1 protein-coding gene and 1 pseudogene are annotated in these 1,408 nt (G+C 63.9%); both read left to right on the top strand.

Annotated features, from left to right (window positions below; translation table 11 throughout):
• Nucleotides 1-1,135: pseudogene (locus tag PMM47T1_RS28440) on the top strand (type II secretion system F family protein); the annotation flags it as partial.
• A 21-nt stretch (nucleotides 1,136-1,156) separates the two neighbouring features.
• The coding region (locus PMM47T1_RS28435) for a type II secretion system protein (RefSeq protein WP_157213108.1) at nucleotides 1,157-1,408 on the top strand (252 nt) is incomplete at its 3' end.

Here is a 1,408-nt window from a genome sequence, read left to right as displayed (position 1 = left end):
GCTGGTCTTGCAGGTGGACGCCCTGAGCAGCCCTGGCCTGCGCCGGGCGCTGAACCGAGGCGCTTTGAATGGCGCGGCACTGGTGAGTTTCACCCAACAACTGGCGACCCTGCTGGGCGCTGGTCAGCCATTGGAACGCTCGCTGGGGATTCTGCTCAAGCAGGCCCACGAGGTGAAAACCCGGGCCTTGATCGAGCGCATCCGCGAGCAGGTCAAGGCCGGCAAGCCGCTGTCCCAGGCGCTGGAAGAGGAGGGTGGGCAGTTCTCCACCTTGTACATCAGCATGGTCCGCGCCGGTGAAGCGGGCGGTGCCCTGGAAAACACCCTCAGACAATTATCCGACTACCTCGAACGCAGCCAGACCCTGCGCGGCGAGGTGATCAACGCCTTGATCTACCCAGCCTTCCTGGTGGTGGGCGTGCTTGGCTCGTTGGCTTTGCTGCTGGCCTACGTAGTGCCGCAGTTCGTACCGATCTTCCGTGACCTGGGCGTGCCGATTCCGCTGATTACCCAGATTATTTTGGCCATGGGCGAGTTCCTCAGCGCCTGGGGGCTGGTGGTGCTGGCGTCGATCATCGTGCTGATCTGGGGCACGGCCATTGCCCTGCGTGACCCGGCGCGCCGGTTACGCAACGACCGTCGCTTGCTGGGCATCAACGTCATCGGCCCGCTGCTGCAACGCATCGAAGCCGCCCGCTTGGCCCGCACCTTGGGAACGCTGCTGAACAACGGCGTGGCCCTGCTGCAAGCCCTGACCATCGTGCGCCAGGTGTGCAGCAACCGCGCCATCGTTGCCCAGGTCGAGCAGGCCACCGAATGGGTCAAGGGCGGCGGCACGTTGGCCACCGGCTTGAGTCATCGTGATGAGCGTGGGAGCGGGCAGCCGGTAGCTCCACGATCCGCAAGCCTGCTGCCCGAACTGGCCATCCAGATGATCGACGTGGGCGAGCAGGCGGGCGAGCTGGACGGCATGCTGCTGAAAGTCGCCGACGTGTTCGACGTGTAAGCCAAGCGCGGCATCGACCGCCTGCTGGCGGCGCTGGTTCCTACCCTCACGGTGGTCATGGCGGTGATGGTGGCCGTGATCATGCTGGCCATCATGCTGCCGCTGATGAGCCTCACCAGTAACATTTAAAGGAAAACACCCATGAAAACCATGAGAACGGCCCGCCGCCAGGGCGGTTTTACCTTGCTGGAAATGCTGGCGGTGATCGTGCTGCTGGGCATCGTCGCCACCATCGTGGTGCGTCAGGTGGGCGGCAACGTCGACAAGGGCAAATACGGTGCCGGCAAGGCGCAATTGGCCAGCCTGAGCATGAAAGTGGAAAGCTACGGCCTGGACATGGGCTCGCCACCGACCAACCTCAATCAACTGCTGGTCAAGCCGGCCAACGCCAGCAACTGGGCC

The sequence above is a fragment of the Pseudomonas sp. M47T1 genome (assembly GCF_000263855.1).
In the GTDB taxonomy this organism is placed as follows: Bacteria; Pseudomonadota; Gammaproteobacteria; order Pseudomonadales; family Pseudomonadaceae; genus Aquipseudomonas.
Note: the sequence above shows the minus strand (reverse complement) of the source record. Positions and strands in the feature narration are given on the sequence as shown.